At 45.7% G+C, this 14,686-nt stretch carries 10 protein-coding genes; 2 read left to right on the forward strand and 8 right to left on the reverse strand.

Features of this window, described 5'->3' with window-relative positions; all coding sequences use genetic code 11:
- Nucleotides 1-12 precede the first annotated feature (12 nt).
- Nucleotides 13-1,362: a tRNA lysidine(34) synthetase TilS gene (gene tilS, locus HQ29_RS00445; protein ID WP_082226795.1), complete on the forward strand. Its 1,350-nt coding sequence runs from the start codon at nucleotides 13-15 to the stop codon at nucleotides 1,360-1,362.
- Between the two features lie 339 nt (nucleotides 1,363-1,701).
- Nucleotides 1,702-3,825 carry a transcription termination factor Rho gene (rho, locus tag HQ29_RS00450; RefSeq protein WP_036866895.1) on the forward strand — a complete coding sequence of 708 codons (2,124 nt, stop codon included), beginning with the start codon at nucleotides 1,702-1,704 and terminating at the stop codon, nucleotides 3,823-3,825.
- Between the two features lie 328 nt (nucleotides 3,826-4,153).
- Here rho and HQ29_RS00455 read toward each other — a convergent pair whose 3' ends face one another.
- The 8 genes from HQ29_RS00455 to argS all read right to left on the reverse strand — a co-directional run bounded on the left by HQ29_RS00455 (nucleotide 4,154) and on the right by argS (nucleotide 14,149).
- On the reverse strand, nucleotides 4,154-4,381 hold the full coding sequence (locus tag HQ29_RS00455; protein ID WP_036866898.1) for a hypothetical protein: 228 nt from the start codon (nucleotides 4,379-4,381) through the stop codon (nucleotides 4,154-4,156).
- Between the two features lie 207 nt (nucleotides 4,382-4,588).
- On the reverse strand, nucleotides 4,589-7,057 hold the full coding sequence (locus tag HQ29_RS00460) for an endonuclease MutS2 (protein WP_052089620.1): 2,469 nt from the start codon (nucleotides 7,055-7,057) through the stop codon (nucleotides 4,589-4,591).
- Nucleotides 7,058-8,362: an RIP metalloprotease RseP gene (gene rseP / locus HQ29_RS00465; RefSeq protein WP_036792147.1), complete on the reverse strand. Its 1,305-nt coding sequence runs from the start codon at nucleotides 8,360-8,362 to the stop codon at nucleotides 7,058-7,060. It abuts the gene before it with no gap.
- Between the two features lie 24 nt (nucleotides 8,363-8,386).
- Nucleotides 8,387-9,565, reverse strand: a complete 1,179-nt coding sequence (locus HQ29_RS00470) for a 1-deoxy-D-xylulose-5-phosphate reductoisomerase (RefSeq protein ID WP_036792150.1) — start codon at nucleotides 9,563-9,565, stop codon at nucleotides 8,387-8,389.
- The gene (locus tag HQ29_RS00475; protein ID WP_036866901.1) at nucleotides 9,565-10,137 is read right to left on the reverse strand and encodes a 5-formyltetrahydrofolate cyclo-ligase; all 573 of its coding nucleotides are present in this window, start codon (nucleotides 10,135-10,137) and stop codon (nucleotides 9,565-9,567) included. The genes HQ29_RS00470 and HQ29_RS00475 overlap by 1 nt, the downstream gene beginning before the upstream one ends.
- 4 nt (nucleotides 10,138-10,141) lie before the next feature.
- Nucleotides 10,142-11,875 carry a S41 family peptidase gene (locus HQ29_RS00480; RefSeq protein WP_052079282.1) on the reverse strand — a complete coding sequence of 578 codons (1,734 nt, stop codon included), beginning with the start codon at nucleotides 11,873-11,875 and terminating at the stop codon, nucleotides 10,142-10,144.
- Nucleotides 11,865-12,308, reverse strand: a complete 444-nt coding sequence (locus HQ29_RS00485) for a dCMP deaminase family protein (protein WP_036792156.1) — start codon at nucleotides 12,306-12,308, stop codon at nucleotides 11,865-11,867. Before HQ29_RS00485 ends, HQ29_RS00480 begins: the two co-directional genes overlap by 11 nt.
- Nucleotides 12,309-12,352: 44 nt before the next feature.
- On the reverse strand, nucleotides 12,353-14,149 hold the full coding sequence (gene argS / locus HQ29_RS00490) for an arginine--tRNA ligase (protein WP_036792159.1): 1,797 nt from the start codon (nucleotides 14,147-14,149) through the stop codon (nucleotides 12,353-12,355).
- Between the last annotated feature and the right edge of the window lie 537 nt (nucleotides 14,150-14,686).

A 14,686-nucleotide genomic window follows, 5' to 3' on the forward strand; every position in this document is an offset into this window, starting at 1 on the left:
ACAGGTCTTACTATGCAAATAGATCTGAAATCGTATGTTATGGAGCGCACTTCCGATATTCTACCGGAAGGAGCTACCGTTGTGGTTGGTCTTAGTGGTGGTTTGGACTCCATGGTTCTTACTCACTTGTTGGATGCAGCCGGTTACAATCTTATCATAGCCAATTGTAATTTTCAGCTTAGAGGCAAAGAGTCGGAACGGGATGCTGCCTTCGTGCGTGATGTCTGCGCAGAACGTTGGTCTAATCACCGGTTTTTCTACATGGTGTTTAATACACAAAAGGTAGCAAAAGAGAAAGGTATTTCTATCGAAATGGCTGCCCGGGATCTCCGCCATGCGTGGCTGAAAGAACTAAAAGAGACCTATGGGGCAGAAGCGATAGCCCTTGGACATCATCACACTGACCAAGTAGAGACGATCCTTCTAAATCTGATTAGAGGAACAGGAATCAGAGGTCTTTTGGGAATGGAAGAGTGGAGATCTCCTATTTTGCGTCCTCTTTTGGGAATAAAAAAAGAACAGTTGAGGGCGTATGCGAAGCTTCATTCCATACCATCCATAGAAGATTCCTCTAATTATCAGCCTATCTACAAGAGAAATAAAGTCAGACTGGAGCTGTTACCCTTGCTTAAGGAGTTTAATCCATCCATAGAAGATACTTTATTCAAGAGTGTAGATTATTGGAAGGAAGAGCATCTTGCTTTTCAGAAGTCCTATTTGGATTTTGCAAAGGTTGCAATTACACGATTCGGGCAGCGGTTGGATATGCACAAACTTGTGATAAGCACCTCTCCTGCTGCCTTTTTACATGAATATCTTTCGGAGTACAATTTTTCTTCTGAGGTTATCGCAGATATTTTGAGAGAACCTATGCTTTCCGGACGTCGCTTTTTTAATAGAGATGTGTCTTACGAAGCAGAACTCTTTAGAGGCGCTCTCTATCTTTCTCCGGTCAATGTAGAGAGGGAGTTTAAGATAACAATTCCGAAGGTTAATGGCTCTTGGCATGTAGGCAAAGGTACTATTGCAGCTTCGTTCCTTGATGTCGAGGAAGTTGGAGCATACGATAAGGGATGTTTGTACTTGGATGCGGATACAATTCCGGAGACACTTGTTCTTCGTACCGTCGATACCAAAGATTCTTTTTCTCCTATGGGTATGAGAGGACGAAAAGAAGCAACGGATTTTCTTAAGGATCACGGGGTACCCAATATTTTCAGACCCAATTATTTGGTAATAGAAGCTGTGGGAGAGGTATTGGGAGTTTTGCCCTTTAGAGTCGCAGATTCCGTCAAGATCCGTCCTAATACACGGAAAGTTTTCTGCCTCAAATGGGAACATCCTTGTCATTCCGATAGATAATAAGAGGTTTTTAATTGATTCCGATCCTCGTATCCACCTCTGAATATTGTATAAGTCGCATTTTTAATCTACCTTTGCGCAGAACAAAATTCCTTAGAGCTTCTTTCCGAATAACCTTTTATCTTCTAAATTCCTGTTTTAAGGACTGAAAGTTGGAAAGATTCTCTGTTTTGTTTTTATCTTATTTGGTCTTTTTCCGGACCGAGTGTTTTCTTTTCATTTTTAGTTTTGTACGTTTTCCTTTGTATCTAAGGAAATCCGATTAGAAGTTCATACATCAAATTACTATAAACCGATACTCTTCATTCTTTTGCGGATGGAGATGAGATTAAAATAAGTATGTCACAGAATTACAATATTTCTCAACTTGAGAAAATGTCGCCGGAGCAGTTGCAAGAGGTGGCAAAGTCCATGGATATTCCCAATGCGGAGAGTGCCACTCAGCAGAATCTTATATACTCCATATTAGACAAGCAAGCCGTAATGATGGCTGCGAAATTGCAGGGGAAAGATTCGGCAAAACAGCCCAACGGAGCCGGAAATACGGCTCAAGCCAAGCGCAAAAGAGGGCGTCCCAAGAAGGAAGAACAGCAAGCCAAAGCGGCGGAAGAAAGAAAAGATAAGCCTTTCGCTCAGAGTCCGGAGGTTTCAGAAGATCCTGTGGGAGGAGCATCCGCAAAGAAAGCAGAAGAGAGCAAATCTCAAAAGTCGCACATCAAGCTCGTGCCTTCTCAGAAAGGAAAAAGGGAGCAGGAGCAACCTGTATCTTCTGCGACTCCATCAACCGATAATAACGCAGCAACGAGAGAGATTTCCAAGAATATCAGGTTAGTCTCTCGTGCGGAAGAAAACAGACAGCCAGCCTCAGAGGAGGTAAAATCTCTGCCTGCGAGACCGGACTCACATATCAAGATTGTATCTCCATCCGGCTCTCCAAAGAAGATTTCCGAGCCATCGCAGGAGAACGGAGTGCAGAAGAATCTTGCTTCGGAGCATCCGGAAGAATCATCAAGAGAGGAGGAGGTAAAGCCGGCGGAGGCATCGCAGGGAGCTTTTGTGTTCAAAAATCCGAAAGCCAACAACTCTCTGCTTGGAGAGATGATGCCTCTCATCTCTACTCCCAACCCGCAGAAGAAGCAGCAGGAGAACAAGAAGAAACAGCAGAATGGCCAATCGGCGGGCGCACCTCTGAATGGGGCGAATGCCGAAGCAAAGGATCACAAAGCCGTTCAGTCCGTGGCGAAAGGTGTAAAAGCCACTCCCATGGTTCTTCCTGCCCCTCATCAGCAGTCCGGCAAGAAGAGTGCTCTGCCCACGGATGCCTACTACGACTTTGGCGAGGCGCTCGTCATGAGCGGTGTTTTGGAAGTGATGAGTGAGGGCTTCGGCTTCATACGCTCGGCGGACTACAACTATCTCTCTTCTCCGGACGACGTCTACGTTTCTCCTCAGCAGGTCAAGTATTACGGATTGAAGTCGGGCGACGTCATCGAAGGCGTCGTAAAAGCACCGAAAGATGGCGACAAGTTTTTCCCTCTTGCCACGGTCAAGGGCATCAACGGCTGCGACCCGTTGAAGGTGAGAGACCGCGTTCCGTTCGACCACCTGGTGCCACTTTTCCCGACGGAGAAGTTCAACCTGGAAGCACCCAAGTCCCCAAAAGTTTTCGACAAGATCGGCACGCGCATCGTAGATCTCTTCTCTCCCATCGGCAAGGGTCAGCGAGGCTTGATCGTGGCTCAGCCAAAGACCGGTAAGACGATGCTGCTCAAAGATATAGCCAATGCCATTGCGTACAATCACCCTGAGGTCTACATGATTGTGCTGCTCATAGACGAGCGTCCCGAAGAGGTAACGGACATGCAGAGGAGCGTCAATGCGGAGGTGATTGCTTCCACATTCGATGAGCCGGCAGACCAGCACGTCAAGATTGCGGAGATTGTCCTGAACAAAGCGAAGCGACTCGTGGAGTGCGGGCACGACGTGGTCATTCTTCTCGACTCCATCACCCGTCTGGCACGTGCTTACAACACCGTTCAGCCCGCATCCGGAAAGGTCTTGACCGGTGGGGTGGAAGCGAATGCGCTCCAGAAGCCCAAAAGATTTTTCGGTGCCGCGCGCAATATCGAAGGGGGAGGGAGTCTCACCATTTTGGCTACGGCACTCACCGAGACCGGCTCCAAGATGGACGAAGTGATCTTCGAGGAGTTCAAGGGAACGGGCAACATGGAGCTTCAGCTCGACAGGCGTCTTGCCAACAAGCGCATCTTCCCGGCGGTGGACATTTTGGCGTCCAGCACAAGGCGCGACGACCTGCTCCAGGACGACCTCACGCTCAACAGAATGAGAATCATCCGCCGCATGGTCGGGGAGATGAACTCCATAGAGGCGATGGAGCAGATAAAGAGCAACATGGAGCTGACGTTGGACAACAGGAGCTTCCTCGAAAACATGAACGATTAGTCTGCAATATGATCCGCCGATGTCCCGAATCTTCGTTTCGGGCATCCGCCAACGAACAAAAAGTTCCCGGTGCCGCATCTGTTGGCGCCGGGAACTTTTTCATTTCTCCCAGCTCTGTCCTGTGTCGCCACAAGCCGGACGGGGATGCTTTTTCTGCTTTTTGATCTTAAAAGTCGCCCTCTCCGAAAACAGCTTTAATACTCAGGTATTTAGCCGCTTTCGGGAAGCATGAAAAATTCCTTACCTACGAAAATATTTTTTCTTACCTACGAAAATTTTTTTTCTTACCTACGAAAATTTTTTTTCTTACCTACGAAAATATTTTTTCTTACCTACGGAAATTTTTTTTCTTGGCCACGGAAATTTTTTTTCTTGGCCACGGAAATTTTTTTTCTTGGCCACGGAAATTTTTTTTCTTGGCCACGGAAATTTTTTTTCTTGGCCACAGAAAATTTTTTTCTTGGCCACGGAAATTTTTTTCTATGCCCATAGAAATTTTTTTTCTTGGCCACGGAAATTTTTTTCTATGCCCATGAAAATTTTTTTCTATGCCCATAGAAATTTTTTTCTATGCCCATAGAAATTTTTTTCTATGCCCATAGAAATTTTTTTCTATGCCCATAGAAATTTTTGCTCTTCCGAACGGAAGGTTTTTTCTGTGTCTATAAGTATTGGGAGGTCTCCGAAAAAAGATTTTTGGGGCTTGTCGCAAGCTCTTTCGGAAGAGGGTAAGAGGCCGGGAAAGAGGGTAGAAGAGAGAGGATTACAGCTCCACGACGGTGATGCCTGCTCCTCCTCTGTCGGCGTGTTCGTCCCGGTACGACTTGACGAGATGTGAGGAGGCGCAAAAGCTTCGTACCATCTCTCTTAATGCCCCGGTGCCCGTGCCATGAAGGATGCGGACGGGCGAGATGTTTATCTTATACGCGTCGTCTATGTAGTACGCCAGCGCTTCCATGGCTTCGTTGGCTCTCATGCCTCTCAAGTCTATCTGAGGTTTGAAGTGGAGCCTGCTCTCGGAGCCGGATTCAAGAACGATCTTCGAGGTGCTTTTCTGTACTTTCGTGGGCGATTTTAGGGAGGGCTTGAGCCGGCTCACCGGCACTTCCATGGAGATCTGCCCCAAACGAATGCGCGCTTTTTTGCCTTTTATCTCCAGGACTTCTCCCACTTCTGCCGCACCTTCTACAGCTACGCTGTCTCCGGGCTTGAAGGTCGGGGCAGGGGAGGATGCCTTCTCGGAAGATCGGCTCTTGGTCTCCAGGCGGCGGTGCTGCTCGGAGAGATTTTGTCGCAGCTCCTTGGTTACGGACTTGTCCGCGCCGGACTCCCGGATCTCCCGGATGGTCTTCTCGATCTCGGAGTTGGCGCCTTTTATGATTGCTGCCGCCTGCTTTTCTGCTTCTTTGATCAGCTGTGTCTGTTTGAGCTTGAGCTTTTCGTTCCGCTCTTCCCATTTTCTTTTTTCCTGCTCCAGCTCGCTCAGCTTTGTCTTGAGGTCGGCTCTTCTCTCTTCCCAGTACTTTTTGTCCCTCATGATGCTCTGAAGATACTGGTCTTGCATGATGAAGTCTTCGCCCACCTTCTCGGAAGCACGGCCGAGTATCTCCTGCGGCAGACCTATCTTCCTGGAGATCTCTATCGCAAAGGAGCTTCCCGGCTGACCGATGGAGAGCTTGAAAAGAGGTTCTATCTTGTGCCGGTCGAAAAGCATGGCTCCGTTGACGGCACTCTCTTGGGTCTCGCAGAAGTCTTTGATGTTGGTGTAATGGGTGGTGATCACGCCGAAGCATTTTTTCTCTATGAAGCATTCCAACAGAGACTCCGCAATGGCTCCCCCGATGACCGGCTCCGTGCCGGAACCAAACTCGTCGATAAGCAGCAGCGAGTGAGACCCCGCATGAAGAATGAAGTGCTTCATGTTGGAGAGGTGAGAGGAGTAGGTGCTGAGGTCGTTCTCCAAACTTTGCTGGTCTCCGATGTCGAGAAAAATATTGTTGAAGATGCCGGCATGGCTCTCTTCGGACATCGGCACGGGCAGACCGCACTGCAGCATATATTGCAGTAGCCCTACGCTCTTCAGGCAGACGGACTTGCCTCCGGCGTTGGGACCGGAAATGACCAGTATGCGCTCCCTCTTGGTCAGCCTTATGTCCAGAGGCACAATGCTTTTCCCCTCCTGCTTGAGGTGATGCTCCAGGTAAGGATGGCGGGCTTCCTTCCACTGAAGCCCCGGAGAGGCAGAAAGATGAAGAGGAACAATCGCGTTGTACTTGCTGCCCCACTTCGCTTTGGCAGTGACGAAGTCCAACACTCCGAGAGCAAGCGAGTTACTTTTGATTTCAGGCAGATGCTCGCGAACAAGTGCCGTGAACTCCTTCAGTATGCGCACGATCTCTCTCTTCTCTTCGCTCCTTTTTTCTCTAAGCTTATTATTCGCCTCGACAACGGCTTCCGGCTCTATGAAGAGCGTCTTACCCGTGGCGGACTCGTCGTGCAGTATCCCTCGAACCATTCTTTTGGCATGAGGTATCACGGGAAGAACAAGTCTGCCATCCCTCATCGTAACGCTGTGATCTTTGTCTACCCAGCCTTCGGCATGTGCTTGGGCGAGGATGGACTGGATCGTCTTCCCAATGCCGACTTCCATTCTTGCCATCTCCCTCCGAATCTCTCGAAGAAGCGGAGAAGCACTGTCCGAAACATTGCCCTCATCGTCCAGAATCACGGAAAGTCTTTTGGAGACATTCCTTACAGGTACGATTTGAGAGGCTACTTCTCTGAGATTGTCGATACAAATCGGAGAATCTTCGCCCTCTTGTTTGGAATACTGCTCAAAGTAGCGTTGCACCTCTTCGGAAGCAGACAGAAGCTCTCTCAACGAAATGCACTTCTCTATGGGCAGATACGTTCCTTCGGGGCGAATGGCAGAAATAGCTTCTTTAATATCCCCATATCTTGTGGAGGGGAAAGCACTGCCGGAAGATGCGGTAAGCGTCTGCATCTCTCTTACCAGGGAGAGCTGATGGGAAATCTCCTTGAAGTCGGTCGAGAACTTGATGCTTTCCGCAAGATGTCTGCTGACTTCATTGCCGCATCTCTCCAAAATCTCTTCCCGAGTCTTAACAAAACCAAGCTTCTCCTCCACATCCGATGGATATAAAGGAGAAGCTGTTCTAAAGCTCTGTTTGTAGTGTCTTCTTCTGCTGCCGGGCTTTTGATTTTCTGTCATCTATCTAAAGAAAAACTTGATGATGTCATTGATATTCGCATAGAGCATAAGACCAAAGAGGAGTACTAATCCAAAGATCTGAGCTCTTTCGAGAACCTTGATGCTGGGGGTCTTTCTTGTTATGATCTCATACAATAAGAATACGATGTGCCCCCCATCCAAAGCAGGAATGGGCAGAATATTCATCACCGCCAATATGATCGAGATCAGAGCGGTTAAGCTCCAAAAATTCATCCAGTTGAAAGATTCCGGGAATAGGCTGCCTATACTTCCAAGCCCTCCTATTTGGGAAGCTCCTTCCTTGGTAAACAAGTATTTCAAAGAAGAGGCATAAGAAGACAAAGTCGTGTACATCTTTTTAAGCCCCACAGGAACGGATTCGAGCAGGGAGTAGGAGATATGGATAGTTGGGCGGACAAGAGATACACCCAACTTGTTTTCACTGTTCACCATTGCCGATATGGAAATTTTTTCTCCATTCCGATCAACAAGCAGCTCTACCGAGTCTCCTCTATGGGCTTCCATTGCCGATACAAATCCTTGCAGATCCTTGGTTGCTCCATTTACCTCCAAAATCTTATCTCCACTCTTCAAATCAGCTTTGGATGCTTCGGAGTCGGGGATCACATTCTCGATGATGGCAGGCAGGGAGAGGGTAGAGAATGGTTTGTTGGAAGCGATGACTGCCTGCATGAGATCAACAGGGATTTCGATGTCTTGCTTTACGCCGTCTCTATCTACCGTTAAAACCTTACCGTCAACGATCTTTCTTAGCAGGGTATTATCGTAGTATTCCAGTTGAGTGCCATCCACAGCAAGAAGCATATCCCCATCCTTTAGTCCCATATCGTGTCCTACACTACTGTAAGCGATATTATGACCGACAGATGACATCGGGAGCAGGTCATCTCCATAGTTAAATGCCAAGCCTGTGTATATGACAACAGCCAATATGATATTGAATATTACTCCTCCTGCCATAACAAGTAATCTTTGCCAAGCTGGTTTGGATCTGAATTCCCATGGCTCTGCCGGTTTGGAAAGTTGTTCCGTATCCATGCTTTCATCCACCATGCCTGCAATCTTACAGTAACCTCCAAGAGGAAGCCAACCAATACCAAACTCTGTATCAGAGCCCTTGGGCTTGTACTTAAAGAGAGAGAATCCCCAGTCGAAGAAGAGATAAAACTTATCGACACGTATCTTAAAGAGACGTGCAAAAAGATAATGACCTAACTCGTGTACGAATATGAGTATGGAAAAAGATAGGATGAGCTGGAGAGCTTTGATTAAGAAAGGAGACATATATGAAAGTCTAAAAAATCAATTTTAATGTTTTAACCACAAAGATGCACTATGCCTTACATCTTTGTTGAGAGAGATGAGATCGTCCAAAGAAAGAGGGTTTGCACAGTTGGATGAGTATTTGTTCAGCATCGTCTCTATCAGATGAGATATATCCATAAATCCGATCTCGTGATTGAGAAAACGCTCTACGGCAATCTCATTGGCCGCATTCAAAATACACGGAGCAACACCTCCGGCTTCTATACTGCGATAGGCAAGAGAAAGATTTGGAAAATCTTCTGTGCGAGGAGCCTCAAAAGAGAGAGAACTCATAGCCTGAATGGAGGGTGCTTGAACGCCTGTTGGCTTTCTGTAAGGGAAAGAGAGAGCATAAGCGATCGGAACTCTCATGTCCGGTAGTCCTAATTGAGCCTTCAAGCTACCATCTTCAAATGCAACCATCGAGTGTATGATGCTTTGGCGATGGATGAATACTTCTATATCAGAAGGATTAACATCAAAGAGCCATCGAGCTTCTATCATCTCAAATCCCTTATTCATAAGAGAAGCCGAGTCGATAGTTACTTTATTCCCCATCTTCCAGTTTGGATGTTTAAGAGCCTGTTCCGGTCTGACATTTTTAAGTTCCGAAGCCGGAATATCTATGAAAGGGCCTCCGGATGCGGTAAGAATCAGTTTTGAGATCTTATTGCAACTCTCTCCCACCAAGCATTGAAAGATCGCAGAATGTTCAGAATCCACAGGAATGATACACGCATTGTATTGGCTTGCCATGGCAGTGATCATCTCTCCTGCTACCACGAGAGTTTCCTTATTGGCTAATGCAATTGTCCTTCCTGCTTTTATTGCAGCTATTGTCGGTTCCAGTCCTGCAAACCCAACCATTGCGGTAAGAACAATATCAGCCTCTTGAGATGCAGCCACGCCGGTAATAGAATCCTTGCCTGTCCATACATGGATAGGAAGATCCTTCAAAGCGTCTTTCACCTCTAAGTAGCAGGATTCGTCTGCAATTACGACCACTGCAGGAGAAAATGCTCTTGCTTGAGAGATAAGCAGATCACTATTTCTGTTAGCAACAAGAGCATAGACCTCAAAAAGATCCGGATGACGATTGATAATGTCTAAGGCTTGTGTCCCGATGGATCCGGTACTTCCAAGTATGGTTATGGATCTTTTCCGTTGATTTCCTTGTGTCATTATCTATCGTTAAAGATCTTCAAGCCGGACGCTGATATTACATAGTCCATCTTGATATCGTGTTCTTCTGTGGGGATTTCCGGCAATATTTGGCAATTGAATGCGTAACCGACCTTCACGGTTGAAGGGTGCGCATTCAGAAAGCGGTCATAAAAACCTTTGCCTCTGCCCAGCCTCGCTCCTTTGTGATCAAATGCCATTCCGGGAACGATAACTACTTCAACCTCTTTGCATACACGATCTTCTACCTCTCCGATAGGTTCTCGAATACCATATTCGGATATATCAAAGAAGTCTCCTCCCGGTTTCCCCACAGGATAGAAGTGAATGTGCTCACCTTCCACACGAGGCAGACTCACCTTGAAATCTTTTGTAGTTAGAGTATGGATCAGGTCTCCTGTTTCAATCTCACCGGTCATAGAGAAAAACAGTGCCACGCTTGCTTTGGGAAAGTTTTGTTCCAAAAAGTTTACCAAAATCGTTGCAGCTTCTCCTGCTTCCTGGATTTGCTGAGTTCGAGTTAGAGATTTTATTTCCTGCTTTACTTGTTGCCGTATTTCTTTTTTTGTCATAGCATTATTGCTCTATTTGTGTTTCGGCACTTTCGTCCTCTTCATCAGTGGTCGGAATACTCACTGTATAGAACAAGTACCTGTTGTGAGAAGAAGGTTGATAGCCTTCCAAGTGCAGGGGAGAAGTAAATCCTTCTCTTACGAGTTTCTGCGCCTCCAAGATATCCCAGTCATTTAAGGCAAGAAGTTTTATACGTTCCCCTTCATCGTACGCAAAGAAAAGAATTTGCGAGAAAATAGCTTCCAGAATAAGCTCTCTGGATTTGAAAATCAGATAATTCTTGGGTGTTACTCCCTTTCTTGCTGCAAATCTTGAAAAATCATATAGAAGAGATTGAGATTTAAGATAGGGAAGAGCTTTCTCTATTCCCTCCAAACTCTTGAACAGTTCTCTTCTTGCATCCACATATCTGAAAGCATACTCCGATATCAATCCTTGTTTCATCACTGTCGAATAGTAGGAAGTGATGCCCATAGTATCTTGTGCCACAAATATATCCGGAATGATACCTCCACCTCCGTACACTTCTCTTCCTCCGGCGGTATGGTAGAGGAGAGACTTATCCGAGTGTATGCTATCCTTGACAAACCACTCTCCACTCATGCTACGCTTTATGAGGTCTTCCCCATACTGGGCAGATTGTCCCAGCTTGTACTCTTTCTGAATACTTCTACCGCTTGGGGTGTAGTATCTGGCGACGGTCAGGTGTATTGCCGAACCATCTGAAAAGAAGAATGGTTGCTGGATGACTCCTTTCCCGAAACTTCTTCGTCCTATCAATATAGCTCTATCATTGTCTTGTAATGCGCCGGCCAACAGTTCGGACGAAGACGCAGAGAATTGGCTGATAAGGATATACACGGGCAGATCTTGAAAAGATCCTGTCCCGTCCGAAATGTAGTCTTTTCGGGGGTGTGCTCTACCTTCTGTATAGGTAACGAGCTTTTTAGGAGGAAGAAAATCGTTTGCAATGAAGAGTGCTCCCTGTACGAGTCCTCCCGAATTGTCTCTCAAGTCCAGTATCAACGCTTTAGCACCATCTTTCATGAGAGATACCGCCGCTTTTTGAAACTCCGATATGGTCGTCTGCCCGAAGCTCTTTATGTTGATGTATCCGATGCTGTCAGACAAAAGAAGAGCCGGAGAGACCAAAGGAACGGGTATCTGTCCTCTTTTTATATTGAAGCTGTAATTCTTCTTTTCTGATGGTCTGTGCACAGACAATCTTACAGAAGAGTCTTTAGGACCTTTAAGCAGTCCCATGATACTATCTTGGGAAACTTCTTTTCCGGTAATGCTTATAGAATCGACTGCTATAATTCTGTCTCCGGCTTTTATCCCTACAATATCCGAAGGCCCGTTAGGTACGGTTTGAAGAACAACTACTGTGTCTATAAGCTTGTTAAATGAAACACCAATGCCGAAGATATGACCGGAAAGCCTTCCCGCCTCTTGCTCATAATCTTCTTTGGTAAAATAGCTTGAGTGAGGATCAAGCTCGGAAAATATGGTCGGGACGATGTTCTGAGCGATAGAGTCTATGGAGACTTCATCCACATAGTTGTCTTTTATCAGTTGCAGAGCCTTCTCTACCTTCTTTATCCCTGCGGCTTTTGAAGAGTTACCGTAGGATATAAAGTGGTAAGTGACGGATCTTGATCCGATAAATATACCGACTCCGAATACTACAACCAGAATAAGTATCTTGGAGAACGGGGAGAGACTTTTATTCTTCATGGTTTTGTTCAAACTGAGAAATATCCAAAAACAATACTTCTACTCCGGCACGTCTCAGCAGATCTTCTCCATCTGTAAGCCTGTATGGGCGTCCGAATACTACTCTTTTGACACCACTTTGTATGATCAGTTTCGCGCATTCCAGGCATGGCGAATCCGTTACATAGACTGTCGCTCCCTTACTGCTGTTAGATGAGCCGGCAACTTTTGTTATGGCATTTGCTTCTGCATGGAGTACGTATGGCTTTGTAACGCCATCATCATCTTCGCAGATATTTTCAAATCCGGAGGGTGTTCCGTTATAACCATCGGATATAATCATCTGATCTTTGACCACAAGACAGCCCACCTGTCTGCGCTTGCAGTATGAGTTTTCCGACCAGATAAGAGCCATTCGGAGATATCTCAAGTCCAATTCCCGTTGCTTATCCATGTTGGTGATGCGTTGTGTGAGATACTTTGTATATCGTTATGAAGTTACATCTTTTCCGGAACTTCTATTCCCAGAAGATCCAAAGCTCTGCGGAGTGTTTCGGAAGTAATGTAAGAGAGTTTTACACGCAATCTCTTGACCTCTTCATTCGGAGCATTCAGAATGGAATGGTCATGATAAAACTGGTTGTACTCCCTTGCAAGATCGTATGTGAAGTTTGCTATCAGTGCCGGACTCAGCTCCTTGCCTGCTGCATCGACTATCTCAGGATACTGCGCAAGTCTTAGTACCAGTGTCTTTTCCTTATCGGAAAGTTCGTATTCGCTATCGGCTTTGGTATAAACTCCCTTAAAGTCTATCCCCTGTGCTTCTGCATTGCGTACGATGCTTCTGATACGTGCATAGGTATATTGTAGGAAAGGTCCCGTGTTGCCGTTAAAGTCTATCGACTCGTTGGTATCATACAGCAGAGTCTTTCTGGGGTCCACCTTCAGCAAGAAGTATTTAAGAGCACCAAGCCCCACCTTTCTTGCAACTTCCAAAGCCTCTTCTTCGGTAAGCTCTTTCACCTTGCCAAGCTCTTTGGACGTGTTATAGGCTGTCTGTATCACTTCATCCATAAGATCGTCAGCATCTACCACCGTGCCTTCACGGCTCTTCATCTTTCCTTCCGGAAGCTCTACCATGCCGTAAGAGAAGTGGACGAGATCTTTACCGAACTTAAATCCAAGAGCATCCAGTAGTAGCGAGAGGACTTGGAAGTGGTAGTTCTGTTCGTTCCCTACTACGTATATCATCTTATCTATGGAGAAGTCGTTGAATCTCATCTTCGCTGTTCCGATATCCTGTGTCATATATACAGAAGTCCCGTCAGCCCGCAGCAGGATTTTTTGATCCAGACCTTTGTCTGTGAGATCTGCCCAAACCGATCCGTCTTCGTGTCTGCAGAAGATACCTTCATCCAATCCTCTCAACACCTCTTCCTTACCTACGAGATAGGTGTCGCTCTCATAGTAAATCTTATCAAAGTCGACCCCCAATCGTTTATAAGTAACATCGAAGCCATCGTAAACCCATTGGTTCATCATTCCCCAAAGTTCCAATGTCTCTTTATCACCGGCTTCCCACTTGCGAAGCATTTCTCTTGCTTGCTGCATCAAGGGAAGATTATCTATGTTTTCGGGAGTACGCTCATTTTCGGGTAAGGTATTGGTCTCTTCTTTGAGCTTGGTGTTGAAGAGGACATAATATTTCCCTATCAAGTGATCTCCTTTCAGTCCGCTCTGTTCAGGCGTTTCTCCATTACCCCAAAGCTTCCATGCAAGCATCGACTTACAGATATGTATTCCTCTGTCATTAACGATGTTGGTCTTCACTACACGGTTTCCGTTTGCCGAAAGGATCTTACAGAGACTATACCCCAAAAGGTTGTTTCTGATGTGTCCGAGGTGAAGAGGTTTATTGGTATTTGGGGAAGAGTATTCGACCATCACCAACGGAGACTTTTCTGTCTCTGTCTTGTGCCCGTAGTTGTCCGAAGAAGAGATGTGGTTGGTCTCTTGGATGAATGCTTCATCCGTGAGAGAAAGGTTCAGAAAGCCTTTTACCACGTTGTAGCTCTTTACTAAGCCGCTCTCTTGAAGAAGCATCTCTGCTATTTCTTGTGCGACATGTTCCGGATTTTTCTTCTGAGAATATTTCAGATATGGGAAGACAACCAAAGTATAGTCCCCTTCAAACTCCTTTTTTGTTCTCGAAATCTGTGCCGTTGGCACGCTATCTCCGTATAGTTTTTGAAGGATCGCTCCAATCGTGTTGGTTAGTTGGTCTTGTATGTGCATTGTCGTGTCTGATTAGTGATAATCTATATCTTTTGTACGTGAATATATGATACCATATTTATTATTACGCAAAGATACGGAATTTTGGATGTTCTGAATAAATAGAGGCATGACTTTTCTAAAAAAAATCTATGCTTGAAATCCCGTTGCGAAGAGGAAAAAGAGAGGGGCTTGGAGAACTTTTATATAAAAATGGAAGGGCTGTTTGCCGTTGGCTGGAGGCATCTGTTTTGACGTTTTTGAGCCGACCTCTTTTTGTGTGAAATGGTAACTGATTTGTAATCAATTCTATGCGAAAAATCTTGAATTTGGAAAAAATTTTTTCTCAGTCCATTTCATGGGGCTTTTTCGCGTTAATTGGTGTGAATTTTAACGCCTCTATCTGCAAATAAATCCTAATGCAATTTTGAGCCAAAAAGTAGCAGAAAAGAGGAAGAAATAGCTAAAACACTAATAACCAGATAAGTAAGTAAAAATTCTAAACACTTTAACTGAATCCGGTAAACGCATTAAATGAAATCGGTAAACGTGTTCATT

Source organism: Porphyromonas canoris (genome assembly GCF_000765975.1).
GTDB lineage: Bacteria > Bacteroidota > Bacteroidia > Bacteroidales > Porphyromonadaceae > Porphyromonas_A > Porphyromonas_A canoris.

Excerpts from the sequence above, each read along its gene's own strand:
- tilS (WP_082226795.1), top strand. The coding sequence starts at position 13 with ATGCAAATAGATCTGAAATCGTATGTTATGGAGCGCACTTCCGATATT.
- rho (WP_036866895.1), top strand. The coding sequence starts at position 1,702 with ATGTCACAGAATTACAATATTTCTCAACTTGAGAAAATGTCGCCGGAG.
- HQ29_RS00455 (WP_036866898.1), bottom strand. The coding sequence starts at position 4,381 with ATGGGCATAGAAAAAAATTTTCATGGGCATAGAAAAAAATTTCCGTGG.
- HQ29_RS00460 (WP_052089620.1), bottom strand. The coding sequence starts at position 7,057 with ATGACAGAAAATCAAAAGCCCGGCAGCAGAAGAAGACACTACAAACAG.
- rseP (WP_036792147.1), bottom strand. The coding sequence starts at position 8,362 with ATGTCTCCTTTCTTAATCAAAGCTCTCCAGCTCATCCTATCTTTTTCC.
- HQ29_RS00470 (WP_036792150.1), bottom strand. The coding sequence starts at position 9,565 with ATGACACAAGGAAATCAACGGAAAAGATCCATAACCATACTTGGAAGT.
- HQ29_RS00475 (WP_036866901.1), bottom strand. The coding sequence starts at position 10,137 with ATGACAAAAAAAGAAATACGGCAACAAGTAAAGCAGGAAATAAAATCT.
- HQ29_RS00480 (WP_052079282.1), bottom strand. The coding sequence starts at position 11,875 with ATGAAGAATAAAAGTCTCTCCCCGTTCTCCAAGATACTTATTCTGGTT.
- HQ29_RS00485 (WP_036792156.1), bottom strand. The coding sequence starts at position 12,308 with ATGGATAAGCAACGGGAATTGGACTTGAGATATCTCCGAATGGCTCTT.
- argS (WP_036792159.1), bottom strand. The coding sequence starts at position 14,149 with ATGCACATACAAGACCAACTAACCAACACGATTGGAGCGATCCTTCAA.